This is a genomic window from Desulfovibrio sp. An276 (genome assembly GCF_002159665.1).
Classification (GTDB): domain Bacteria; phylum Desulfobacterota; class Desulfovibrionia; order Desulfovibrionales; family Desulfovibrionaceae; genus Desulfovibrio; species Desulfovibrio faecigallinarum.
Genome location: NZ_NFJC01000006.1, coordinates 25,825 through 46,890 on the forward strand (window position 1 = coordinate 25,825; position 21,066 = coordinate 46,890).

22 protein-coding genes are annotated in these 21,066 nt (G+C 55.6%); 5 read left to right on the top strand and 17 right to left on the bottom strand.

The genetic code is table 11. The features are described from left to right. Positions 1-5: 5 nt before the first annotated feature. The 5 genes from B5F76_RS04510 to B5F76_RS04530 form a co-directional block, all read right to left on the bottom strand. The gene (locus B5F76_RS04510) at positions 6-440 is read right to left on the bottom strand and encodes a 6-pyruvoyl trahydropterin synthase family protein (protein ID WP_087351726.1); all 435 of its coding nucleotides are present in this window, start codon (positions 438-440) and stop codon (positions 6-8) included. A gap of 114 nt (positions 441-554) precedes the next feature. After that, positions 555-800, bottom strand: coding sequence for a dissimilatory sulfite reductase D family protein (locus B5F76_RS04515; protein WP_087351727.1), 246 nt, complete (start codon positions 798-800; stop codon positions 555-557). 65 nt (positions 801-865) lie between these two features. Then, a complete protein-coding gene (dsrB, locus tag B5F76_RS04520; protein WP_087351729.1) occupies positions 866-2,011 on the bottom strand; it encodes a dissimilatory-type sulfite reductase subunit beta in 1,146 nt (381 codons plus the stop codon). 18 nt (positions 2,012-2,029) lie between these two features. After that, a complete protein-coding gene (dsrA, locus tag B5F76_RS04525) occupies positions 2,030-3,340 on the bottom strand; it encodes a dissimilatory-type sulfite reductase subunit alpha (protein WP_446717627.1) in 1,311 nt (436 codons plus the stop codon). Between the two features lie 168 nt (positions 3,341-3,508). Continuing rightward, positions 3,509-4,096: a hypothetical protein gene (locus B5F76_RS04530; RefSeq protein ID WP_087351733.1), complete on the bottom strand. Its 588-nt coding sequence runs from the start codon at positions 4,094-4,096 to the stop codon at positions 3,509-3,511. Here B5F76_RS04530 and B5F76_RS04535 point away from each other — a divergent pair. From B5F76_RS04535 to B5F76_RS04555, 5 genes are all read left to right on the top strand, one after another. Next, positions 4,095-4,367, top strand: a complete 273-nt coding sequence (locus B5F76_RS04535; protein ID WP_087351735.1) for a hypothetical protein — start codon at positions 4,095-4,097, stop codon at positions 4,365-4,367. The genes B5F76_RS04530 and B5F76_RS04535 overlap by 2 nt on opposite strands. After that, on the top strand, positions 4,364-5,167 hold the full coding sequence (locus B5F76_RS04540; RefSeq protein ID WP_087351736.1) for a hypothetical protein: 804 nt from the start codon (positions 4,364-4,366) through the stop codon (positions 5,165-5,167). Before B5F76_RS04535 ends, B5F76_RS04540 begins: the two co-directional genes overlap by 4 nt. A gap of 184 nt (positions 5,168-5,351) precedes the next feature. Beyond that, positions 5,352-6,044, top strand: a complete 693-nt coding sequence (locus B5F76_RS04545) for a septal ring lytic transglycosylase RlpA family protein (protein WP_087351846.1) — start codon at positions 5,352-5,354, stop codon at positions 6,042-6,044. Between the two features lie 32 nt (positions 6,045-6,076). Continuing rightward, complete coding sequence (locus B5F76_RS04550) at positions 6,077-7,228, top strand: DegT/DnrJ/EryC1/StrS family aminotransferase (RefSeq protein ID WP_087351738.1); 1,152 nt, start codon at positions 6,077-6,079, stop codon at positions 7,226-7,228. A gap of 51 nt (positions 7,229-7,279) precedes the next feature. Further along, entirely contained in the window at positions 7,280-8,248 is a 969-nt protein-coding gene (locus B5F76_RS04555; RefSeq protein WP_087351740.1) for a glycosyltransferase family 2 protein, read from the top strand. Here the strand turns inward: B5F76_RS04555 and lepA are convergent. From lepA to abc-f, 12 genes are all read right to left on the bottom strand, one after another. Then, the gene (gene lepA / locus B5F76_RS04560; RefSeq protein WP_087351742.1) at positions 8,245-10,053 is read right to left on the bottom strand and encodes a translation elongation factor 4; all 1,809 of its coding nucleotides are present in this window, start codon (positions 10,051-10,053) and stop codon (positions 8,245-8,247) included. The two genes, B5F76_RS04555 and lepA, sit on opposite strands and share 4 nt — an antisense overlap. A gap of 194 nt (positions 10,054-10,247) precedes the next feature. After that, complete coding sequence (locus B5F76_RS04565) at positions 10,248-10,649, bottom strand: F0F1 ATP synthase subunit epsilon (protein WP_087351745.1); 402 nt, start codon at positions 10,647-10,649, stop codon at positions 10,248-10,250. A 30-nt stretch (positions 10,650-10,679) separates the two neighbouring features. After that, positions 10,680-12,101: a F0F1 ATP synthase subunit beta gene (gene atpD / locus B5F76_RS04570; RefSeq protein WP_087351747.1), complete on the bottom strand. Its 1,422-nt coding sequence runs from the start codon at positions 12,099-12,101 to the stop codon at positions 10,680-10,682. A gap of 9 nt (positions 12,102-12,110) precedes the next feature. Continuing rightward, positions 12,111-12,998, bottom strand: coding sequence for a F0F1 ATP synthase subunit gamma (locus B5F76_RS04575; RefSeq protein ID WP_087351749.1), 888 nt, complete (start codon positions 12,996-12,998; stop codon positions 12,111-12,113). A 13-nt stretch (positions 12,999-13,011) separates the two neighbouring features. Then, positions 13,012-14,520, bottom strand: coding sequence for a F0F1 ATP synthase subunit alpha (atpA, locus tag B5F76_RS04580; protein WP_087351751.1), 1,509 nt, complete (start codon positions 14,518-14,520; stop codon positions 13,012-13,014). A gap of 3 nt (positions 14,521-14,523) precedes the next feature. Further along, positions 14,524-15,075, bottom strand: coding sequence for an ATP synthase F1 subunit delta (atpH, locus tag B5F76_RS04585; protein WP_087351753.1), 552 nt, complete (start codon positions 15,073-15,075; stop codon positions 14,524-14,526). Continuing rightward, on the bottom strand, positions 15,072-15,632 hold the full coding sequence (locus B5F76_RS04590) for an ATP synthase F0 subunit B (protein WP_239406961.1): 561 nt from the start codon (positions 15,630-15,632) through the stop codon (positions 15,072-15,074). The genes atpH and B5F76_RS04590 overlap by 4 nt, the downstream gene beginning before the upstream one ends. Before the next feature lie 58 nt (positions 15,633-15,690). Continuing rightward, positions 15,691-16,110 (bottom strand): ATP synthase F0 subunit B, encoded by a 420-nt coding sequence (locus B5F76_RS04595; RefSeq protein ID WP_087351755.1) that lies wholly within the window; start codon positions 16,108-16,110, stop codon positions 15,691-15,693. A gap of 811 nt (positions 16,111-16,921) precedes the next feature. Beyond that, the gene (gene aroL / locus B5F76_RS04600; protein WP_087351757.1) at positions 16,922-17,467 is read right to left on the bottom strand and encodes a shikimate kinase AroL; all 546 of its coding nucleotides are present in this window, start codon (positions 17,465-17,467) and stop codon (positions 16,922-16,924) included. A gap of 10 nt (positions 17,468-17,477) precedes the next feature. Then, the gene (locus tag B5F76_RS04605) at positions 17,478-18,536 is read right to left on the bottom strand and encodes a M24 family metallopeptidase (RefSeq protein ID WP_239406962.1); all 1,059 of its coding nucleotides are present in this window, start codon (positions 18,534-18,536) and stop codon (positions 17,478-17,480) included. A 14-nt stretch (positions 18,537-18,550) separates the two neighbouring features. Further along, a complete protein-coding gene (locus B5F76_RS04610; RefSeq protein ID WP_087351761.1) occupies positions 18,551-19,021 on the bottom strand; it encodes a (deoxy)nucleoside triphosphate pyrophosphohydrolase in 471 nt (156 codons plus the stop codon). Between the two features lie 18 nt (positions 19,022-19,039). Then, positions 19,040-21,034: a ribosomal protection-like ABC-F family protein gene (gene abc-f, locus B5F76_RS04615; RefSeq protein ID WP_087351763.1), complete on the bottom strand. Its 1,995-nt coding sequence runs from the start codon at positions 21,032-21,034 to the stop codon at positions 19,040-19,042. Positions 21,035-21,066 lie beyond the last annotated feature (32 nt).

Below are 21,066 nucleotides of genomic sequence, written 5' to 3' on the forward strand. Positions count from 1 at the left end.
GACAACTATTTTTCCCAAGTAGCGTAGCTTTTTTCTGTTTCAAAGACAGTGACCGAGCTGACAAAGACATCCTTGTCTATGTCATATTCCTCCAATATTTTGGGAAAGAACGTAGTTCCAAGATAGGCTGCCATGTTTTCCGCAGTAGGATTGAAGGGAATCGCGACTAGGGATTCGTCTTCCTTGAGTACAGTCAGTTGCTCTACCAGGGGATCAATGTCGTAGAGCAAGGTCCTGTGGTCCCAGGCTTCGTCCAGGGCGCCAAAAAGAAGGCGTTTTACTTCGCCAAAGTCCAGGATCATGCCCAGGTGATCCAGTTTTTGCGCGGAGAGTGTCAGCAGGATGGTGTAATTGTGACCGTGCAGGCGTTCGCATTTGCCGCTGTGCTCGTAGATTCTGTGGGCTGTGGAAATTTCGTGTTTGCGGGTTATGTGCATCATGGCTGTAAACAAGGATTTGATGGTTCAGGTTGACAGGATGAGAGCCTGAAAGACAAAAAACAACGGACAGCCTGCAAAAACAGACTGTCCGCTGGAGAAAATGTCTGGAGGACGTTAGGCTACAGGATTGCCCTCTTCGGCTTCTTCCTGCTTGCCAAGGCCCTTCATGCCGTACATGGTGGTAGAGCCGGAGGACCAGTATTCGATGACACCCTGCTTGACGAGATCGCTGAGGATCTTCTTCACTTCGCGGGGCTTCTTGTCGGGGAACAGGTCCAGGAAGTCGTTGAAGTAGTGCTTGGACTTTGTTTTAGCCTTGGACTTGAAGTATTCGATGATGACTTCTTTTTCGTCTGCCATGACGGGCTCCATAAGCGTGACAGCGGACAGTGCCCGCTGTCACGAAAGAGTTGAGGGGGACAGGATTAGAACTTGAACTGCGTGCTCTGGCGCCAAGTGTAGTAGGCGGGATCACGGAAGTCATCAATCAGATGATGGCTAAATTCCAGACCTGTCAGCTTGAAGAAGTCCTGCCAGCCGATACGTTCGGCCCAGTCACCCAGACGCTCGTACTTGCGGGCATGCTGGGCGTAGGTGTCGACGATCTTGCGCACAGTGGCGGTAAGGGTAGGCCAGCGAGGAGGCTCGTTGGGGATGTAGGCCACAACGACCTTGGAGAATTTGGGGAAGGTCATACGGTTGGAGACCTTGCCGCCAACCATGATGGCAATACCGTCGCCTTCCTTGTCGGCGATGGGCAGTGCGGGGCACATGGTGTAGCAGTTGCCGCAGTACATGCAGCGGTCTTCCTTGATGGCGATGGAGTTCACCTTCTGGCCTTCAAAGTCAACCTTGGTGGGACGCACGGCTGCCATGGGGCAGGCGGCCACGGCAAGCGGGATTTCGCACAGCTTGTCGGCCCACTTGTGGTCGATCATGGGAGGCTTGCGGTGGATACCCACAAGGCCGATGTCCGAGCAGTGCACTGCGCCGCACATGTTGATGCAGCAGGCCAGAGACACACGCACGGGGGCGGGCAGACGCATGTCCTTGAATTCGTCGAACAGGGCGTCCATGACCACCTTCACAGGACCGGTGGAGTCGGTAGCGGGGGTGTGGCAGTGCAGCCAGCCCTGGGTATGCACAGGGTTGCTGATACCGGCACCGGTGCCGCCCACGGGGAACTTGTAGGAGCCGCCAGCGAACTTGCGGGAGTTCAGGTCGTCTTTCAGGGCCTTGGCAGTTTCAAGGTTGTCGGTGATGAACTCAATGTTGTTACGGGTGGTCCAGCGCACGAAGCCGCCAGTGTACTTGTCGGCGATATCGCAAACTTCACGGATGGCGGTGATGGACATGGTACGGGAGCCAGCGCAACGGACCGTGTAGGCCTTGTCGCCGGACTCGGCCACGTGCATCAAAAGGCCGGGCTCAAGAATTTCGTGGTACTGCCATTTGCCAAAGTTCTTGGCAATGACGGGCGGGAACATGGAGTCGTACTTGTGGGGACCAATGTCGGTGATACGACCTTCCATGGGTTTTTGAGGATTGTAGCCGGAAGAAATAAAGGCCATTTTCGTTTCCCCCTAATCTTAGCGTTGATGACGAGAACGGTAATCAGCGAGGTCGCGCTTGAAGCCGCCGGGAACCTCATCTTCCTTGAAGAAGATGTAGGGGTTGTTACGGGGTTCTTTCACATGGAAGGCCTGGGCCTCGGTGTTCGTCACTTCGAGCAGCTTCTGGAAGGAAGCACGCTTCATCAGTTCGCCAAGACGCTCACGGTTCTTGCCTTCTTCAATCCACCAGTCCCAAATGTTTTCGATGATCTCTTTGAGTTCATCGTAGGGCTGCTCGACCTTCACGAAGGGCACGAGCAGGGAGCCCATCTGGGCGCCGTCAACGACAGGGGCCTTAGCGCCGCAGAGGACGGAAGCGCCGCGGTCGTCGCCGATGTGCAGGGCGCGGGGCATGGTATCGATGCAGTGCATGCAGCGCACGCAGTTGGCATTGTCGATGGTCAGCTTCTGGCCATCCCAGCTCATGCAGTGGCTCGGGCAGCGATCGATGACTTCGGCCTGGATGTCGAACTTGCCCCAGTCACGGCCGCTGTGAGCGCCGGCATTGGGGGTGAATTCGCCGCCCACATAGGCCTTCACTGCGTCCTGATCAATCTTGATGTCGTCGCGCCAGGTGCCCACGACTGCGAAGTCGGAACGGGCCATGGCACAGACGCAGCCGTTGGGACAGCCGTCAAATTTGAACTTGAACTTGTAGGGGAAGGCGGGACGGTGCAGTTCGTCCTGGTAGTCTTCGGTCAGCTGGTAACATACGTCCTGGGTGTTGTAGCAGGCATATTCGCAGCGGGACATACCCATACAGGCAGCAGGAGTACGCAGGTTGGAGCCAGAACCACCAAGGTCGTTGTTCATCTCATGGGTGAGCTGGTAGAACACTTCCTCGAGCTGGGGAGTGGTGGTACCAATAAGAACGATATCGCCTGTGGAACCGTGCATGTTGGTAAGACCGGAGCCACGCAGATCCCAAATGTCACACAGCTGACGGAGGAACTTGGTGCTGTAGAATTTGCCGGAAGGCTGGGCAACACGCATGGTGTGGAAATGGGCCACACCGGGGAACATTTCGGGCTGGTCGCAGTAACGGCCGATAACGCCGCCGCCGTAACCGAAGACACCCACGATGCCACCGTGTTTCCAGTGTGTCTCCATGTCCTTGTAGCTCAGTTCAAGAAGGCCAAGCAGATCTTCACAGCAGTCCTGGGGAATCTGATAATCCAATCCGTCGGGGTTAGCTGCGCGATGGGCGGCCTCTTGTTTGATGTCAGACACAACGCTCGGCCAGGGGCCTTGTTCGAGTTGGTCCAACAGAGGGGTCTCAAATTTCATTACCTTACCTCCACGTGGTTTGGGCAATATCATTTTGGGCCATCTTGGGACTGATGAAATTGTTCTCAAGCACGCCTTTATGCGTAATCTCGGACTTTCCAAACAGACCCATATAAATCAATGAATGCGAAAGCAATAGCCAATTTTTACTGCCTTGGCAACTGTTCTTCATTTTTGCCGCGCAAGCTGTGAAAAAAGTATCATGCTGCTTTCGGGAAGGAGTTTTTTTCTTGTGCATTTGGCCTGGTGCATCCCGCAAAAGCCCTTTTGGGCATTAGTTTCTGGCCTTGACCTGGGCGATTTTCCCGCGAAGCGCGCTGCATTTTGTCTGCAATGCAGGGCTTGAATATAAGGACAATGAACAAGGATACCCGAGCCAGAAAGAAAGTCAACAAAAGTTTTTGAGACGAGTTGTTTCTTGCTTTTAACATATTGAAATAATACAATTATTAGCCGAAAGAGGCCGTTGCGGGCATGCAACTGCAAGTTTTTTTGCTCTGCAAGCTGTGAAAAACAGAACAAGAAGGGGTTTGCGGGATCTGTTTGTGCTTGTTCCCGCTGGATCAAGCCTCGGGGCAGGCTGTGCATACGCTCTGTCTTGCCTGTGCGCTTTTTTACAAAAGTGCCCTGCAGTACGCCTACCAAAGACGCGACAAAGCTTCTTGCCAGAAGCGGGGGGCAAAAGCTACATTGAGGCTCCTTCGTGAAGGCAGAGAATGTCTTCACAGATTCATGCTCAAAGAGGAACTCTCTCATGGAAGACGCAAACGGCATTTACTACTATCCAAACCCCAGCCTGCCCCAGGTGCGTGTCTATGTTCGCAGGGCAGAGGATGGCACAATAGAATTTCGCATGTGGGATGCAGAGCACGATGAAGTGTGGGAAAAGCACGGCTGGATCTCCATGGATGTGGTCAATGCAGCCATCGAGCTCTTCGGCACCGAGCGTGGCGACAACTGGCATCCAGAAGCCATCTATGATGCCTCTGTGGCAGAGGCCCTTTTGCAGGACAAGGAAAGGAAGTGAGCAACTACAGGCTTGCCAGCAATCACGAATTTTTCGTGCGTGATCTCTTGCGCGATTATTGTGTAGTCTACCTTGCTGTAGATGAACAGCAGGTTCGTTGCCGAAAGGACGGCAATATCTCCTACACACAGGTTCGCAATCTGATTGGCGAATCCATGAGCAAGGGAGTTCTCTGGCGTCTGAAGGATACAGCACACTATCTCTTCCGCAATGAAGAAAGCGTCCAGCAGGACAATTCTGCGGCAAGCTATACAAACATAGGCCGTCTTATAGACTGGTGCATAGGCTATGCCTTTCACGAGTGCTGCAAATTGCGCGAGGATGCCTTTCAGGGACAGCATTATGCAACAAGGCTGGTGCAACTTTCCTGCGAAAATCCCCTGACCATGCGTCTGTCTGCCCCGCTCATGCCTCTTGCCGGGCAGACGGCTGAAAGCGTCAAAAGGGAGATCACGCGTATTTTGCATGTCTTGCGGGCAGGAATGCTTCTGCTTATACGTTTTCTTCCCTCTGCATCCGAGAACTGCAGTCTCGCCCGCTGGCTGGCTACGGACGAGGAAAGGGCGCGCAAAACCTTCCAGAATCTCTATCCTGCCCTGCTCAAGGCTCTCTACAAGAACAATCCCGAGCGCATGTACACTCTTGCGGCTGTGGATTTTCTGGATTGCGGCAGAACCTCTGAGGCTATGGCCCTGCTTGAGCACGCAAGGGGCATTGGCTCTTTGGACGAAGACGGGGTCAGGCTTGAGGATGCCCTGCGGGCGCGTGCAGAGGCGACATCTGCCCAAAAGGGACGTTGAGCAAAAAAGGCCCGCTTTTGTCCGGGGCGTGCAGCGTCAACTGGGTACGGGCAAGATACAAATAAAACGCTAAGGGAGGCGGCGTCCTTATCCCCTGTAAACAAGGGGGACGCGCCGAAATTTGATGAAGGCTGAAACTTCTCGATCGACGTATGCTACCGCCATTCTTGCGCTTGTACTGACCATGCTTTTCCTCCTGGCCGGTTGTGGAAGCAAGGAGCCTTCCATACGCACGCACGGACCGGGAGTGGATGAGCCCTACGTGGTTAATGGCAAAAAATACTATCCGCTTCTTTCTGCCGAAGGTTTCGAGCAGGAGGGCATTGCTTCCTGGTATGGCCCGGGCTTTCATGGCAAATCCACCTCTTCCGGGGAAATATTCAACCAGAATGCCATGACTGCAGCCCATACCATCCTGCCCTTTCAGAGCGAGATCGAAGTGACGAATTTACGCAATGGTCGCTCCATTGTGGTTCGCATCAATGACCGTGGCCCCTTCACGGATTCGCGCATCATTGATCTCTCGAAGGCCGCTGCGACAAAGCTCGATATCATAGGCACAGGCACAGCCAGGGTGCGCCTGCGCCATGTGGGGGGAGCAGAAGAGGCAAGAAGACCCTTGCCTCCGGCAGTGCAGCCCGTACAGGTGGAAGGAACGTTCTATATCCAGGTTGGCGTTTTTGGCAAAAGAGGCAATGCCCTGTCCGCCATGCGCAAGACAAGGCGTCTGGACATGGAGTCCAGAGTGGATTACAGGCGCAGCCGCTGGTATGTGCTGCTTGGGCCATGGTCTGATCTCAACACTGCCAACGACAATCTCTGGCGCGTTCGCGATGTTTTCCCCGATGCCTTTGTTGTCAGTGACGACAAGGTTTGATGCGAAAACCCTTTTTTGAAGGAGTTTCTTACATGGCTATGCGTTTATCCCGCTCCATTGTCGGCAAGGCCGAAGCCGATGCCGTAGCAAGAATAATCATTGAGGACGGCTATCTTGGCATGGGCAAGGAAGTGCAGTGCCTTGAAGAGGATATTGCGGCCTATCTGGGCGTGCCGGCATCAAGGCTTGCTGCCGTGAATACCGGAACCGCAGCCCTGACCCTGGCAGTGGATGCCACGGCTCCGGGAACCTTTGGCAAGGGTGTGCGAGGATCAGTCCTTGTCCCCTCGCTGACCTTTGTGGCGTCCTTTCAGGCCGTAACTGCCGCAGGATGCAGACCCATAGCCTGCGAGGTCTTGCCTGAAACAGGGACCATTGATCTTGATGACGCAAAAAAGCGCCTGCAGGAAGACACCTTTGCCATCATGCCCGTACACTACGCCAGCAATCCCTGGGGTGTGGATGAGGAATACGCCTTTGCCAGGGAACACGGCCTCAGGGTCATAGAGGACGCAGCCCATGCCTTTGGCTGCAAGCATGATGGCAAAAGGATAGGCAGCTTTGGCGATGTCGTCTGCTTCAGTTTCGACGGCATCAAGAACATTACCTGCGGCGAAGGTGGCCTTGTGGTTGCCTTTGACGAGAAAGAGGCCAAGATCATACAGGACGCGCGTCTTTTGTCCGTGAACAAGGATACGGAAGCACGTTTTTGCGGGGGCAGAACCTGGGATCCCAGTGTCATGCGGCAGGGATGGCGTTTTCACATGAGCAATATCATGGCTGCAATAGGTCGTGTGCAGCTCTCCCGTTTTGAAAACGAATTTGTTCCCACAAGAAAGCATCTCGCGCAGTTGTATCGCGACTGTCTGGCTGACGTACCCCTGATCAGATTCCTTGCAAGCGATGCGCGCGACGACATAGTGCCGCATATTCAGCCTGTACGCGTGCTGGATGGTCATATGCCAAGGGTTCGTCAGGCCCTGCTGGATGCAGGCATCCCTGTTGGCGTGCACTATAAGCCGAATCATCTGCTTGCCTATTTCCACGATGAAAACGCGGCTCCCTTGCCTGCAACCGAGGCTCTTTTTGGTGAACTCATGACGCTGCCCCTGCACCCAGGCCTTTCGGACCAGGATGTGCAGGATGTCTGCGCTGCCCTCAAGGCAGCTTGCGAAAACCTTTAGTCTTCATGCCGCCCGGCCTCCAAGCCGGGCGACTTCATCAAGGAATACCCCATGAGCGAGAATACGGCCACTCCCAGGGTTTCAGTGATCATGAACTGTCTTGATGGCGAAAAGCATCTGGCAAGTGCCATGGACAGCGTGATGAACCAGAGTTTCCAGGATTTCGAAATTGTTTTCTGGGACAATTGCTCCACAGACTCAAGCCCTGAAATAGCCAAGAGTTATAAGGACAAGGTGCGCTATTTTCGCGGTGAAAAAAAGGTGCGTCTGGGGGCAGGTAGAAATCTGGCCATAGCCCAGGCAAGGGGTGAATTCATAGCCTTTCTGGACTGCGACGACTTGTGGAAACCGACAAAGCTGGCAAAGCAGATTGCGCTTTTCGACAAAAATCCCCGCATTGGACTGGTGACAACGGACACCGAGGTCTTTAGCGGGGACAAGGTCATGCGTCGTGTGTTTGAAGGCGCAAGGCCCGCTCGGGGCATGGTTTTTTCCGAGCTGATCAAAAGGCAGTGGATATCCATGTCCTCGGCCATAGTGCGCAGAAAGGCCCTTGAGGATCTGGTTCCGGGAACAGGCTGGAGCGGCGGCTGGTTTGACGAGGAGCTCAACGTCTCCGAAGAGGCGGATGTTTTCTACCGCATAGCCCACGACTGGGAGCTCGACTATGTGGACGAGCCTCTGACACGCTGGCGTGTACACGGGCAGAACACCACTCTGCGGCGCTTTGGGGAATTTGCCAGAGAAACGCGTATCATCCTCGAAAAGCACAGAAAGCTGTACCCGAACTACGACATTGAACACGCGGACTTGTGCGAACTTCTACAGACAAGGGCCGATTTTGAAGAGGCTGTCTCCCTGTGGCAGAAGGGTGACGGGGCAAGGGCTCGCAGCCTTCTTGCCCCCTATGGCAAGAAAAACAGGAAGATCGTGGCCTTTCGCCTGCTGAGCTACCTGCCGGGTTCGCTTTTTGACGTTGCCGCAAGTATCTACTACAGACTGCCCAAACTGTTTTCCTAATCGTCCTTGCCCACGGTAAGCGCAGCAAGGAAGGCTTCCTGGGGCAATTCTACGTTGCCCATGCGCTTCATGCGGCGCTTGCCTTCCTTCTGCTTCTCCAAAAGCTTGCGTTTGCGGGTAATGTCACCACCGTAGCATTTTGCGGTCACGTTCTTGCGGAAGGGCGGGACGGTTTCCCTGGCTATAACCTTGGTACCGATGGCAGCCTGAATGGCCACCTCAAAGAGTTGGCGGGGGATGGTACGCTTGAGCTTCAGGGCAAGGCTTCTGCCATAGGGATAGGCGCTTTGCCTGTGCACAATGACAGCCAGGGCATCCACAGGATCGCCGTTGAGCAGGATGTCCAGGCGCACAAGGTCGGATTCCTTGTAGCCGACAGGACGATAGTCCATGGACGCGTAGCCCTTGGTCATGGATTTCATCTTGTCAAAGAAGTCGTAAACAATTTCAGCAAAGGGCATCTCGTAGGTAATGATGACGCGATTTGCGGCAGCGTACTGGAGATTCTTCTGTATTCCACGCTTGTCTTCGCACAATTTCAGGATGTTACCCACGTATTCGTTGGGAACGTGAATGTCCAGTTCCACAAAGGGCTCGTAGAGGGTCTGGATTTTGCCAGCATCTGGCAGATGGGCAGGGTTGTGGATCTCCAGCAATTCGTTGCCCGTTGTCAGGCAGCGGTAGATCACCGAGGGAGCAGTGGCTATGAGATCGACTTCGAATTCCCTCTCAAGGCGCTCCTGAATGATTTCCATGTGCAAAAGCCCCAGAAAGCCGCAGCGAAAGCCAAAACCAAGGGCCTGGCTGGTTTCTGGTTCAAAGCGGAAGGCCGCATCATTGAGCTGCAGTTTTTCCAGGGCAAACTTCAGTGCCTCGTACTTGTCTGACTCCGAAGGATAGAAGCCGCAGAAAACCATGGGCTGCACTTCCTTGAAGCCAGGCACGGGTTCTGCAGCAGGATTCAGGGCATGGGTAATGGTATCGCCCACACGTGCGTCGCCAAGCTCCTTGATGGATCCGCACAAAAAGCCCACTTCGCCCGCGTGCAGTTCGGGAATATCCATTGCCTCCGGGGAGAAGACGCCAAGGCGCAGCACCTCATATTCCTTGCCCGTGTTCATGAGGCGCACCTTTTCGTTGAGACGCAGTGTGCCGTCTATAATACGGAAAAGGACCACTACACCTTGGTAGCTGTCGTACCAGGAATCGAAGATGAGGGCCTTGAGCGGAGCATTGATGTCACCCTTCGGGGCAGGCAGGCGCTCTACGATGGCTTCCAGAATGTCACCCACGCCCTGGCCTGTCTTTGCGGAACATTCGAGGGCGTCTGTGCAGTCAATGCCGATAATGTCCTCGATCTCTTCCTTTACAACGTCCGGCTGGGCGGAAGGAAGATCAATCTTGTTCAGAACGGGAATGATTTCCACATTCTGGTCCATGGCGAGATAGACATTGCCAAGGGTCTGTGCCTCCACACCCTGGGTGGCGTCCACGACCAGCAATGCTCCCTCGCATGCAGCAAGAGATCTGGAAACCTCGTAGTTGAAGTCAACGTGCCCGGGGGTATCGAGCAGGTTGAATTCGTACAGCTCGCCATTTCTGGACCTGTAGGGAATGCGCACAGTTTGTGCCTTAATGGTGATGCCTCTTTCGCGCTCTATGTCCATGCGGTCCAGGTACTGTTCCTTGGCCTCTCGGGCGCTGACAAGCTTTGTCAGTTCCAGAATGCGGTCCGCAAGGGTCGATTTCCCGTGGTCGATGTGGGCAATGATGCAGAAATTCCTGATGTTGCTTAAGGCTGTCATGCGTTTTCCCTATGAAGTCTTGTGCGTGCTTTGGCTGCTTGTGCAAAAGCCTGCCCTATGTCGGGCAAGGTCTGATACTATAGCCCCCCATTTCCGTCAAATGCATCTGATACCCGCGAGCAGGGGGCTGGAGCAGGGATAAAGAAAAAGGCCGGAAACGAATTCCGGCCTTTAAAGAGTGGGTCTTGACTCGTCTAGTGACGTGCCAGACTCAGGCGAACCAGGGCACGGTTGAGTGCAGCCTGTGCCCTAGCATGGTCGATGTTGTCGGACTTGTCTGCCAGGCGCTCTTCGGCGCGTCTTTTGGCGGCTTCGGCTCTTGCGGCGTCAATGTCTTCCGCCAGTTCCGCAGATTCCACCAGGACGGTGACCACATTGTTGTTCACATCGGCAAAGCCCTGGTTGACGAACACCTTCTGTTCCTCTCTGGACTCTGTCCTGTAGCGCAGTACGCCGACTTTCAAGGCAGACAGGAGCGAGATGTGATTCTTCAGGACCGCAAACTCGCCAGCCATGCCGGGGCACACGGCCACGGCAACGGGGGTGCTGACAACTGTCCGGTCCGGCGTCACAACTTCAAGAGTAAGTTCGCTCATTGAATACTCCTTCTGTGCCCGTTAAAGCGGCTACTTTTCACTGGCACGACGCTTTTCGGCTTTCTCCACAGCCTGGCTGATGTCGCCGAGCATGTAGAAATCGCTTTCAGCGAGATCGTCGTACTCGCCGTCCAGGATACCCTTGAAGCCCTTGATGGTGTCTTCGACCTTCACGTAGGCACCGGGAGTGCCAGTGAAGACTTCTGCCACGTGGAAGGGCTGGGAGAGGAAGCGCTGGATGCGGCGTGCACGGGCCACGGTGAGCTTGTCCTCGTCGGAGAGCTCGTCCATGCCCAGAATGGCGATGATGTCCTGCAGTTCCTTGTACTTTTGCAGCACCTGCTGGACACGGCGTGCCACCTGGTAGTGCTCTTCGCCCACGACATCGGGGGAGAGGATGCGGGAGGTGGAGTCGAGCGGGTCCACTGCGGGGTAGATGCCGAGTTCTGCAATCTGACGGGAAAGCACGAGCGTACCGTCAAGGTGCGAGAACGTGGTGGCGGGTGCGGGGTCGGTCAAGTCGTCAGCGGGCACGTACACGGCCTGCACGGAGGTGATGGAACCCTTGTTTGTGGAGGTGATGCGTTCCTGCAGTGCGCCAAGGTCGGTGCCAAGGGTGGGCTGGTAACCCACGGCCGAGGGCATGCGACCGAGAAGTGCGGACACTTCCGAGCCTGCCTGGGTGAAGCGGAAGATGTTGTCGATGAAGAGAAGCACGTCCTGGTTTTCTTCATCGCGGAAGTATTCTGCGCAGGCAAGGGCGGTCAGGGCCACACGTGCACGTGCTCCCGGAGGCTCGTTCATCTGGCCGTAGACAAGCGTGGAACGCTCCAGAACACCGGCTTCCTTGAGTTCATGGTACATGTCGTTGCCTTCACGGGTACGCTCACCAACACCGGCGAACACGGAGTTGCCACCGTGTGCCTTTGCGATGTTGTTGATCATTTCCATGAGGATAACGGTCTTGCCCACGCCGGCGCCGCCGAACAGGCCCATCTTGCCGCCCTTGGGGAAGGGCACGAGCAGGTCAACGACCTTGATACCGGTTTCAAGCAGTTCGACCTTGGTGTTCTGCTCTGTGAAGTCGGGAGCAGGCCTGTGGATGGGGTAGTACTTCTCGGCATTGATGGGGCCGAGTTCATCCACGGGGCGGCCAAGCACGTTCATGATACGGCTGACCGAAGCCTTGCCCACCGGCACCATGATGGGATGGCCGGTGTCAACCACTTCCATCCCGCGGACAAGTCCTTCCGTAGCATCCATGGCGATGGTGCGGACGATATTGTCACCCAGATGCTGAGCAACTTCACAGACGAGGTCCGGGGCGTTTACATTGTTTGTGTTTTTGATCTCCAGTGCTGTGAAGATGGAGGGAAGCTTGCCGCTTTCGAACTCCACGTCCACCACAGCACCGATGACCTGGACGATTTTGCCAATATTTTTTTCTTCCATGTTGGCTCCTTACCCATTCTGCGCTTCCGCTCCACCGACGATGTCGATGAGCTCACTGGTGATGGAAGCCTGCCTAGTCTTGTTAAACAGCAAGGTCAGCGAGTTGATAAGATCCGTGCAGTTGCGTGTGGCGTTGTCCATGGCTGCCATACGGGCTGCATGTTCGCTGGCCGAGGTGTCCAGCATTCCCCTGTACGTCTGAACCTTGAGGTACTGCGGCAGGATGACTCCAAGCAGCTGTTCCTCGGCAGGTTCATAGAGGTATTCGCAATGGGGCCCCTCGGGGGCCTTTTCGCTCTCTTCCGTCTGAGGCTTTTCGAAAGGCAGAAGCTGGATGGTGCGCGGAGGCTGATGGGCCATGGAGACAAATTCTCCGTAGACCATGTAGACTTCATCCAGTTCGCCTGTTTCATAGCCGTGAATAACGGTCTGGGCCACACTGCTTGCCAGCGCAAAATCCAGACTGCCCATGCGGTCGCCGTAGCTGTCGAGCATTTCAACACCCTCCATGCGGCGCAGGGCGTCACGGCCCTTGCGACCCACACAGATTGCCTTGATCTGCTGACCCTGGCTCTGTTTTTCACGGACAATGCGGGCTGCTGCATCGATGATGGAGGCATTGAAACTGCCGCACAGGCCTCTGTCGGAGGTGATCACAATCAGGGCGCAGGTCTTGTGCTCCTGATGGACCTCGAACAGGGGATGAGCAGCACCTTCAACCTTGCCTGCCAGCTCGGTGAGGACCGCCTTGTATTTGCTTGCGTAGGGCCGGAAGCGCTCAATACGGCTTTGTGCGCCGCGCAGTTTCGCGGAGGCCACCATGTTCATGGCCTTCGTGATCTGCTGGGTCTTTCCGACACCCGCAATTTTCATCTTGACATCTTTCAGAGAAGGCATGGCACCTCCTTAACTAGGCTGTATAGCCTTGCTTGAAAGACTGTATGGCGCTGTTGAGACTGGCTTTGAGTTCGTCGTCCAGAACCTTCTTGTCCCTGATGGCCTCAAGGACGTCCTTCTTGGTATCGCGCATGTAGGTGAGGAACTTGGCTTCGAAGTCTCTTACATTCTCCACAGCCACATCGTCCATGTAGCCGTTTGTGGCTGCGTAGATGGAAGCGACCTGCTCGTGTGCCGGCATGGGCTGGTACTGGGGCTGCTTGAGCAGTTCCACCAGGCGGGCGCCGCGCTCGAGCTTGGCTTTGGTGGCCTTGTCGAGGTCGGAGCCGAACTGGGCGAATGCGGCCAGTTCGCGGTACTGGGCGAGGTCAAGGCGCATCGTGCCTGCAACCTGTTTCATGGCCTTGATCTGGGCTGCGCCACCCACACGGGAGACGGAGAGGCCGACGTTGATGGCGGGACGCACACCAGCGTTGAAGAGGTTGGGTTCGAGGTACACCTGGCCGTCGGTGATGGAGATAACGTTGGTGGGAATGTAGGCCGAAACGTCGCCAGCCTGAGTTTCGATGATGGGCAGAGCCGTCAGGGAACCGCCACCGAGTTCGTCGCTCATCTTGGCTGCGCGTTCGAGCAGGCGGGAGTGCAGGTAGAAGACGTCGCCGGGGAATGCTTCACGTCCGGGAGGACGGCGGAGCAGCAGGGACATCTGTCTGTAGGCAACGGCCTGCTTGGAAAGGTCATCGTAGATGATGAGGGCGTGCTGACCCTTGTCACGATAGTATTCCGCCATCGTGCAGCCGGTATAGGCTGCGATGTACTGCAGAGGCGCAGGTTCGGAAGCCGTGGAGGAGATGATGGTGGTGTACTCCATGGCGCCGTACTTGCGCAGGGTGTCTGCAACAAGGGCGACATTTGCCTTTTTCTGGCCGATGGCAACGTAGAAACAGTGGATGTCTGTGTCCTTCTGGGCGAGAATGGCATCGATGCACACTGCGGTCTTGCCGGTCTGACGGTCGCCGATGATGAGCTCGCGCTGACCGCGGCCGATGGGGGTCATGGCGTCGATGGCCTTCAAGCCTGTGGGCATGGGCTCGCACACGCTCTTGCGGGCGATGATGCCGGGGGCCTTGATTTCCACTTCGCGGACTTCGCTGGTCTCAACCGGTCCGAGACCGTCGATGGGCTGGCCAAGGGGGTTGAGCACGCGGCCCATGATGGCTTCGCCAACGGGCACGGAGAAGATCTTGCCGGTACGCTTGACCGTATCGCCTTCCTTGATGCCGGTATCAGGGCCGAGAAGGGCAACACCAACGTTGTCTTCTTCGAGGTTCAGAACCATGCCCATGACGCCGCCGGGGAATTCCAACAGTTCCATGGCCATGGCGTTTTCCACGCCATACACGCGGGCGATGCCGTCACCGACATAGAGAACCGTGCCGGTTTCGCTCATCTCGACGCGCTGGTCGTAGTTTTGGATTTCATCTTCGATGATTTTGCTGATTTCGTCTGCTTTGATCTGCATGTGCTAATTACCCCTCTTGAGCGTACTCCTCAGGATCTCCAACTGTGCACGCAGGCTCGAATCCAGGATTCGATCGCCCACCTTAAGGACGACACCGCCCAGGATGGCAGGATCCACATCAAAGGTGAGTTCCAGTGCTGCACCGGCCTTTGCTTCGATTTCCCCGCGAACGGCCTTCTGCTTGGCCGGAGTCAGGGGAATGGCGGTCGTTAGCGTACCGCGGATGATGCCCTTGGCCTCGTCAAGAAGCTTGGTGTAGGCAAGGACAATGCTACGATACCAGGGCAGGCGCTCCTTGTCTGCCAGAAGATAGCAGAAATTGCGCGTGACTGTATCGCATCCTATTTTGTCAAGAATGTCGGAAAGGACCTTCTTTTTTTCGGCAACGGTAAAAATGGGGCTCTTGAAGACATTGTCCAGACTGGAGTTTTCGTCGAGCATCTGATTGAGCTGAACGAACCATTCGCCGCGTCTGGAAATGGCGTCACCGCCTTCCTGCATGCTCACCTTGAAGACAGCACTGGCATAGCGACGGGCAATACGAGTGTCGTTCATTGCAGCACCACCTTTTTCAGCGAGTTTTCAATGAGCTTTTCATGCTTGCTCTTGTTCAGGGACTTCTCAAGGTGCTCGCGCGTGGCATCAATGAGCTCGTCGGCAATGGTGGCACGCATCTGCTGCAGCATGCTCTGGCCTTCACTTTCGGCAGTGACGTGGGCCATGGCAACAATCTGCTGCGCCTGCACCTTAGCCTTGGCAATGATGTCTTCCTTGAGGGCTTCAGCCTGAGCCTTGCTTTCTGCCAGAATGGCCTCGCGCTCTTCTTCGAGATTCGCTATGCGTTTCTCGATTTCGGCAAGGCGCTGCTGGGCCTGCTCGCGCCGCGCAGTCAGATCGTCAATGCCGTCCTTTATCCCCTGCTTGCGTCCGCGGAAGTAGTTGACGCACAGCTTGCCGATAAAGTGCCACAGAATGGCAACAAAGACGATGATGTTGACCACGCGCCAGGCAAAGTCTCCCCAGGGGAGATCATGCCCTTCTGCGGCCATGGCAGGGTCGGCAGCAAGGAGACTCAAGGCAAGGCCCCCTGCGGCCAGCATGGCTGTACACACTAGTTTCTTCCTCAATGCATCCCACCTCCTGTTATGGTCAGACTCGCTCATGGCCCGCTTAACCATTGAGAATGCGAGCGGCGAGCTGCTGAGAGAAGCCCTCGATTTTGCCACGCAGTTCCTTGAGAGAACTTTCCGCCTCGGCATTGAGCTGGGCGCGGGCTGCACCAAGGATGCCCTGAGCTTGCTGCTGCGCTTCGTCAAGAACAGCCTGCTGTTCCTTCAGACCGGCATTGCGGCCGTCCTCGCGGTTGACAGCAGCATCCTGACGTGCCTTTACCAGCTGGGCCTCGTAGTCATCCAGGCTGCTCTGGGCCTTGGCTTCAAAGCCCTCGGCCTCGCTCCCCAGCTCTGCCATCATGGCCTTTCTTTCGCGCATGATTTTGCGAAGGGGTTTGATGAGCAGATAGTTGAGAACGACTATGGAGACCAAGAAGTTCACCAGCTGAAAAAGCAGTGTTATGTTGAGATCCAGCACGTTCCATCCTCCATCTGGAAAAGATTGGCGGGCATTACGATGAACTGCCTTCCACTTGCGTGTACGGCTTCATGGGTGACCCCACTTTGCGGCATTCCGCAGAACGGAAGGCCGCGGGCATGTCCACAATGCCCCTATCAAGTCAGGACCATTAGTCCTTTCCTGAATGCTTATACGATACCCCCTGGTCAAAAGATGGGGAGGGGTGTCAGGTCGCCCGCACTCCCATGCCAGAGCATAGGGTTGCACGCGGCATAAGTTAATTTGCACTTATACTAGACGCATCTTGTTGTGTCAACGAGTTAATGAGACATGCTGCGGTTGTGAGCGTTTTTTTTAAACTTTCTTCCCCGACTTAAGCAAAGGATCTCAGAATTTCTTTTGTAACTTATTGGCAACACGTATCATTATGGTTATTGAACTGGGCTTGTGGCGCTTCGTTACCCTGTCTGCCCGGGGGAGCGCCCCAAATTGCCTCTTTTCTTTATATTTTAGGTAAATCAATAAAAGTACATAAGGGACTTTGGCAATATGCGTACTAATGATGGCGTTTAATCACATATTTAAATATGAAATGCATTGAGAACTTTTTTAAGTTGCAATTGCCACCCGCTTTCCTTCTGTCTGGCGCGTATTACTCTTTTTGTCGAATAGGCGCGCATGCGATCTGCAACTTCTCGTTTATACAGGAAAAGCCCGCTTGAGTCCGATCGGGTCAGCGGGCCTTCCTCGTGAAACCTGGAACAAAAAGGTGTTCTATTTGTCTTTTTCGTGCCTGCAGTAGTGATATTTTTCACGGACTGTCAGGCGGCTACACCTGCTCCCTGTCAGGCAGGATGTGCAGTATGGCGCAGCAGATGTCCTCTGGGCTCTGGTCTGCGGGAACAATACTGTGGCAGGCTTCCTGGTAGAGGCTTTCGCGTGCGGCAAGGACCTCTTCCAGTTCCTCGATGAGCCCTCGTCCTGTCAGCGAGGGGCGTTGAGCTGCGTTGGGGCTTTTGGCAAGCCTTTCGGCCAGGATGGCGACAGGCGCTTTGAGATAGATACAAAAGCCCTCCTTCTGCAGGAGCTTCCTGTTGGCTTCTCCAAGGACTATGCCGCCGCCGGTGGAGACGACGTGCGGGCACTGGACATCGGCCTTTTCAAGCACGAGACAAAGGGCCTTGTGTTCCTCCTCGCGAAATCGCTCCCAGCCCTCGCTGGCGACAAAGTCGGCGATGCTTCTTCCAAGCAGATCCTGGAGCACAAGGTCCGTGTCCCAGAACCTGGCTCCCAGTTTCGTGGCAAGCATAAGTCCTATGGTTGTCTTGCCGCATCCCCTCGGGCCAACGAGAAAGATACGTTGCGTCCTTTGCATGCTGTGCCCCCTACAAAACCGTGATACCGTTTTCTTCCACCAGCACTGTGACTTCCAGGCGTATGCCGAGCTTGTCAGTATAGTAGAGGCCCGGCTCCACAGTCACAGTCATGCCTGGCTCAAGAACAGCCTTCGAGCCCGTGTTGAAGGAGGGCTGCTCGTGGGTGTCCAGACCAACTCCGTGTCCAAGACCATGGGTAAAGTGGTCCGCTACCCCGGCATCCTCGAAAATGTGCTGGGCCTTCCAGGCGAGCTTCGAGAGGGGCACTCCGGGTTCCATGCTCTTTATGACCTCTTCCTGCACCCTTGCGACAATGTCCCTTGTGAGCAAGAAGAAATCGCTCTCCTTCTCGCCAAACCAGAAGGATCTGGTCTGATCCGAGCAGTAGCTGTCCACCCTGCAGCCAACGTCGAGCAAAATACCCGTATTCTCCTGCAGAGGCCTTTCGGAAGGAATGGCGTGGGGCAGGGCAGCGTTGCCCCCAAAGGCCACGATACTCGGGAAAGCCAGCTCGCTTGCGCCGTTTTCGCGGAAGTAGTGCTCTATTTTCCAGGCAAGCTCCCTTTCGGTCATGCCCTCCTTCAGTATGGTCGGCACCCATTTCAGCATTGCGTGGTTCAGGGCAAAGGATTTCTTCAGTGCGGCAATTTCGTCTGCGTCCTTGTGCAGACGCAGGCGTTCCACAAGGCCATTGCAGGGCTCGAGCCTGCGTCTGGCCTGCATGAGGCCTGCCCGACGGGCGCTGACGGAATCAGATTCAAAGCCAATGCGCACTCCGCACATGGAGAGTACCAGGTTCAGGGTATGGATGTAGTTTCTCCTGTAGATGTAGATTTCGTCCTCGGAGAAGAATTGCCTGGCAGCGTCCTCGTAGCGCCCGTCGGTGATGAGGTAATCTCTGCCGGATCTCGTGACCACAAGGGTCCCCGAGCTTTCGTTGAACTGCACGTCGTGCAGTTCGAAGCCAGAGAGATAGTAGCGGTTGCTCGGATAGGTCACTACAAGTGCATCCAGCGCACGCTCTGCGAGAAGTTTGCGCAGGCGTTCGCGTCTTTCGCGGAATGACATATGCTTTGTCCTCATCAACGAAGATTGTTTCCGGCATGTATCCCCACGCCTTGTGGGGACAGTTCCTGTACCCTCTCACCTGCTTGATCCTGACAAGGCAGGGAGAGATTGGCGAGAAGCTCCCTGTTTGCGGCCAGAAAGGGGAGCTCCCTTGCCCTGTCGTAGCGTGTCCACATAAAGTGCTGCCCCTCAAGCCCGCGGGGAGAGCCAGCAAAGTCTGTCACGTGGAAAAAATACAGCAAGACTGCCAGATCTTCCTTTGGATAGACGTGGCGCAGCGTCCTGTAGAGGCTGCAGTGCCTGACCTCAAGGCCAAGCTCTTCCTGCAATTCGCGGCAAAGGGCCATTTGGGGTGTTTCCCCTGCTTCCAGCTTGCCTCCGGGGAATTCATACCAGCCTCCCTGCTCCTTGTCTGCAGGACGCAGACAGCAGAGAATGTCCATGTCTTTCCAGACAATGCCGCAGGAAACGGCGATTTCACGCATGCTTTCTCCTCCCGAAGCTCAGGCAGTTTCGCCCTTTCCTGCTTCTTCCTCGATGGTTCGGATCTGACCCTCGAGCTCCTCGAGATCAAGGAAGAGTTTTTCGCAAAGCAGCTTTAGCTCGTTGTAGCGGGCTAGAAGCGTAGTCGAAAGATTTTTGTCCGCGTAGGTCTCGGGATCGGCAAGCTTGTGCTCGGTTTCCTGCTCTTCCTCCATTGCCCTGTTCAGTTCTTCCTCCAGTTTGGCGTATTTTTCCTTCAGGGGCTTGAGTTTCTTGTGCAGGGCATTGCGGGCCTCTGCCTGTTCCCTGCGCAGGCGCTTTTGCTCTTCCCTGCTCAAGGATTTCGGCTGTGCCTGGGATTTGGCTGCCTGCTGCGGCTGGACAGGTTTTGGTGCGCCCGAAGCTTCCTTTGCGGGCAGGCTGTGGCGCGCCTCGTCGTAGGCTGCAAAGGAGGCGTAGTCGTGTATGCCCTCCCTATCCAGAGCCCAGATTTCGCAATTGGTCTCGCCAAGCAGCCAGCGGTCGTGGGCCACCATGATCAGCGTGCCTTCGAATCGTTTGAGCGCATTGGCCAGTGCCTCGCGGCTTTCCAGATCCAGGTGGTTGGTCGGCTCGTCCAACAAGAGCACATTGCAGCGTTTCAAAAAGAGCGAGGCCAGGACTAGTCGGCATTTCTCGCCACCAGACAGATTCGAGACCTGTCTGTCAAAAAAGTTCTGACCCAGCAGGAAGAGGCCTAGCACGCTCATGAGCTCTTCTTCCGTTGTATGTGGATCACTCATGCTGCGTATGCAGGCAAGCACTGTCATATCCTCGCGCAAAAGCTCCATCTGATGCTGGGCGTAGTAGCCAACCCTTGCGGAAGTGCTTCTTTGCACAACGCCATGGGTAGGGGCAAGGCGTTCAGCCATGAGCTTGATAAGCGTGGACTTGCCACAGCCGTTGTGGCCCACAAAGGCCACCCTCTGGCCATTATAGATACTGAAGTTGAGCCTGGGCCACATGAATTTGCCGTCCGGAAAGTGGAATTCCAGGTCGACTGCGTGGTAGATGAGCTTTTCAGCGTGCGGGGCTTCCGGCCAGCTGAACCTGAGTTCCTTGCGCTTTGGTTCCGGGCGCAGTCCGTCAAGCTCCTTTTCCAGCTTCTTGGCCTGCTTGAGTCTTGAGCCTGCCTGTCTTGCCTTGGTTGCCTTGTAGCGGAAGCGATCCACAAAGGCCATCTTTCTCTGCAGATCTTCCTGCACGGCCTTGCGTTCCCGCTCGCGCTGCAGTTCGTATTCTTCCTGCAGATGCAGAAACTGGGTATAGGTTGCCTTGCGGAAGACCGGTTTCTGGCCTCCGAGATAGAGTATGTGCGTGCTCATGTGGTCCATGAACACCCTGTCGTGGGCAACGAAAACCAGGACACCCTGAAAGCTCTTGAGAAAATCCTCAAGCCACTCCACTGCGTCTATGTCCAGGTGGTTGGTGGGCTCGTCCAAAAGCAGGACGTCTGCGCCAGCAGTGAGCACCCTGGCCAGTTTGGCCCGCTCGCGCCAGCCGCCAGAAAGCTCTCCCAGGGTACGCGTCCACTTTCTTTCGGAAAAGCCCAAGCCCGAGAGCACGGTCTTGGCTCTCTGTTCCGGGTTGTAGCCTACGCTTGCCTCAAGCTCGGCCTGCTTGTGCATGAGTTCTTTGATGCGGGCCTCGTCTCCCTTTGCCTGCGCCTCTTCCCAGTCCAGCCAGAATTCGTTCCAGTCGTGGACCACATCCAGAACATAGGTGATAAGTGGCGTTTCCAGGGCCTTTGCGTCCAGCTCCTGTTCCACATAGCCCAAGCGCACGCCGGAAGGGATCAGAACCCTGCCCGCATCCGGCACTTCAAGGCCTGCAACAAGACGCAACAGCGTTGACTTGCCCATGCCGTTGGGGCCGCATACGCACAAATGCATGCCGGATTCAATGTCCAAGGAGAAGTTGGTAAAAATGTCCCTGCCGCCAAAGGCCTTGGAGATTTCGTGCAATGTGATTTTCATGTGTTTTTGTTCTGTCCCGGATGGGAATCCGT

What these genes read in the sequence shown, in the direction of transcription:
- B5F76_RS04510 (WP_087351726.1), bottom strand. Translation starts at nt 440, where the DNA reads ATGATGCACATAACCCGCAAACACGAAATTTCCACAGCCCACAGAATC.
- B5F76_RS04515 (WP_087351727.1), bottom strand. Translation starts at nt 800, where the DNA reads ATGGCAGACGAAAAAGAAGTCATCATCGAATACTTCAAGTCCAAGGCT.
- dsrB (WP_087351729.1), bottom strand. Translation starts at nt 2,011, where the DNA reads ATGGCCTTTATTTCTTCCGGCTACAATCCTCAAAAACCCATGGAAGGT.
- dsrA (WP_446717627.1), bottom strand. Translation starts at nt 3,340, where the DNA reads ATGAAATTTGAGACCCCTCTGTTGGACCAACTCGAACAAGGCCCCTGG.
- B5F76_RS04535 (WP_087351735.1), top strand. Translation starts at nt 4,095, where the DNA reads ATGGAAGACGCAAACGGCATTTACTACTATCCAAACCCCAGCCTGCCC.
- B5F76_RS04530 (WP_087351733.1), bottom strand. Translation starts at nt 4,096, where the DNA reads ATGAGAGAGTTCCTCTTTGAGCATGAATCTGTGAAGACATTCTCTGCC.
- B5F76_RS04545 (WP_087351846.1), top strand. Translation starts at nt 5,352, where the DNA reads ATGCTTTTCCTCCTGGCCGGTTGTGGAAGCAAGGAGCCTTCCATACGC.
- B5F76_RS04550 (WP_087351738.1), top strand. Translation starts at nt 6,077, where the DNA reads ATGGCTATGCGTTTATCCCGCTCCATTGTCGGCAAGGCCGAAGCCGAT.
- B5F76_RS04555 (WP_087351740.1), top strand. Translation starts at nt 7,280, where the DNA reads ATGAGCGAGAATACGGCCACTCCCAGGGTTTCAGTGATCATGAACTGT.
- lepA (WP_087351742.1), bottom strand. Translation starts at nt 10,053, where the DNA reads ATGACAGCCTTAAGCAACATCAGGAATTTCTGCATCATTGCCCACATC.
- B5F76_RS04565 (WP_087351745.1), bottom strand. Translation starts at nt 10,649, where the DNA reads ATGAGCGAACTTACTCTTGAAGTTGTGACGCCGGACCGGACAGTTGTC.
- atpD (WP_087351747.1), bottom strand. Translation starts at nt 12,101, where the DNA reads ATGGAAGAAAAAAATATTGGCAAAATCGTCCAGGTCATCGGTGCTGTG.
- B5F76_RS04575 (WP_087351749.1), bottom strand. Translation starts at nt 12,998, where the DNA reads ATGCCTTCTCTGAAAGATGTCAAGATGAAAATTGCGGGTGTCGGAAAG.
- atpA (WP_087351751.1), bottom strand. Translation starts at nt 14,520, where the DNA reads ATGCAGATCAAAGCAGACGAAATCAGCAAAATCATCGAAGATGAAATC.
- atpH (WP_087351753.1), bottom strand. Translation starts at nt 15,075, where the DNA reads ATGAACGACACTCGTATTGCCCGTCGCTATGCCAGTGCTGTCTTCAAG.
- aroL (WP_087351757.1), bottom strand. Translation starts at nt 17,467, where the DNA reads ATGCAAAGGACGCAACGTATCTTTCTCGTTGGCCCGAGGGGATGCGGC.
- B5F76_RS04605 (WP_239406962.1), bottom strand. Translation starts at nt 18,536, where the DNA reads ATGTCATTCCGCGAAAGACGCGAACGCCTGCGCAAACTTCTCGCAGAG.
- B5F76_RS04610 (WP_087351761.1), bottom strand. Translation starts at nt 19,021, where the DNA reads ATGCGTGAAATCGCCGTTTCCTGCGGCATTGTCTGGAAAGACATGGAC.
- abc-f (WP_087351763.1), bottom strand. Translation starts at nt 21,034, where the DNA reads ATGAAAATCACATTGCACGAAATCTCCAAGGCCTTTGGCGGCAGGGAC.